Source organism: Streptomyces sp. P5F9 (genome assembly GCF_057961495.1).
In genome coordinates, this window is sequence record NZ_JBXVPZ010000863.1 from 1 (window position 1) to 1,733 (window position 1,733).

Below are 1,733 nucleotides of genomic sequence, written 5' to 3' on the forward strand. Positions count from 1 at the left end.
GGGCTAGCGGGCGTCGGGGGCTGCCGCGGCGGAACGGCTGTCGGACCAGGCGTGCCACAGGGCGGCGTACTGGCCCTGGGCGGTGAGGAGTTCGTCGTGCGTGCCGTTCTCCACGACCCTGCCGCCGCTCAGGACGATCACCCGGTCCGCGGAGGCGGCCTGGCTGAGCCGGTGCGCCACGACCAGCGCGGTACGGCCGCGCAGCGCCTGCTCGGCGGCCTCGTCGAGCTGCCGCGCACCCGAACTGCCCGCCTCCGCCGTGGCTTCGTCGAGTACCACGACCGGCGGATCGGCCAACAGCAGTCGGGCGAGGGCGAGTTGCTGCGCACGGTCGGCGGTCAGCCGATGACCACCGTCACCGACGACGGTGTCCAGCCCCTCCGGCAGCGCCTCGACCCAGCCGAGCGCGCCCACGGTTTCGAGCGCCTCCCGGAGTTCCTCGACGTGCGCGTCCGGGCGGGCCAGCCGCAGATCCTCGGAGAGCGGCCCGGCGAAGACATGCACCTCCTGCGTGACGAGTCCGACCAGATGACCGGCCTCGTCCGGCTCGGCGCCGCCGACGTCGATCCGGCCCGACTGCGGACGGTGCAGCCCGGCGACCAGCTTGGCCAGGGTCGTCTTGCCCGCGCCGGTGGTACCGACCAGCGCGACACGCTCCTTGGGCCGTATCTCCAGGTCGACGTCGTGCAGCACCGGGCGGCCCGGGACATACGCGTGGGAGACACCGGTCAGCGTCACGGACGGGGGCCCGCCGGCGGTCGTACGGTCGTCCGCGCGGTCGGCGACCACGGGCGCGGGTTCGTCCACGACCCCGACGAGCCGTGCCAGTCCGGCCGTTGCCGACTGGGCGTCGTCCAGCAGCACCAGCGCGGTGTTGACCGGGCTGAAGAGACTGTGGAAGTACAGCGCGGCCGCGGTGGCCGTACCGACCGACGCGGAACCGTCGCGCACCAGCAGGAATCCGGTGACCAGGACGGCGGACAGCCCCAGGTACTCGGCGATGTGCAGCCGGCTGTAGAAGCGGAGCATCAACTGCACGCCGCTCATGGTCAGTTCGACCGCCGAACGGGAGCGCTCGGTGACCCGCCGGGTGTGGCCCTTCTGCAGCCGGTACGCCCGTACGGTCCGCGCCCCGCCGATCGTGTCCAGCAACTGCTGCTGCTGTGTCCCGGTGGCGATGCGCTCCTTGGCGTACAGGGGAACGGCGTTGCGCACATACCAGCGGGCGGTGTGCGCCTGCACCGGCACGGCGATCAGCGCCGCGATGAGGAACCGCCAGTCCAGCAGGGCGAGCGCGCCCAGCGTCAGCACGATCGACAGCGCGGACCGCGCCAGTTCGGGCAGTGCCCCGCGCACGGCGTCGGCGACCCGCGAAACGTCGCGCGTGACACGGGCGTTGAGGTCACCGGACCCGGCCTTCTCCACCCGGTCGAGGGGGAGTGACAGGGCGCGCTCGACGAACAGTTCGCGCAGCCGCGCGAGCGCGGTCTCGCCGAGCCGCGACACGAGGGACATGCCGAGCGCGGTGGTCACGCCCTGGACCAGGGCGACCCCGGCCAGCGCGACCACGGGGAAGGTGAGCGCGTCGGGGGAGCGGCGCTCGGTGACGACGTCGACGATATGGCCCAGCAGCGGCTGGGTGAGCAGCCCGACGGCCGTGGCGAGCACCATCAGCCCGAACCCCGCGGCGGCCAACCCCCGCTGCGGGCGCAGCAGTTCGCGGACTGCGGCGC

1 protein-coding gene is annotated in these 1,733 nt (G+C 73.4%); it reads right to left on the reverse strand.

The window, feature by feature from the left end:
• Positions 1-3: 3 nt before the first annotated feature.
• On the reverse strand, positions 4-1,733 hold a 1,730-nt coding region (locus AC31A1_RS50955), incomplete at its 5' end, for an ABC transporter ATP-binding protein (protein WP_489659838.1).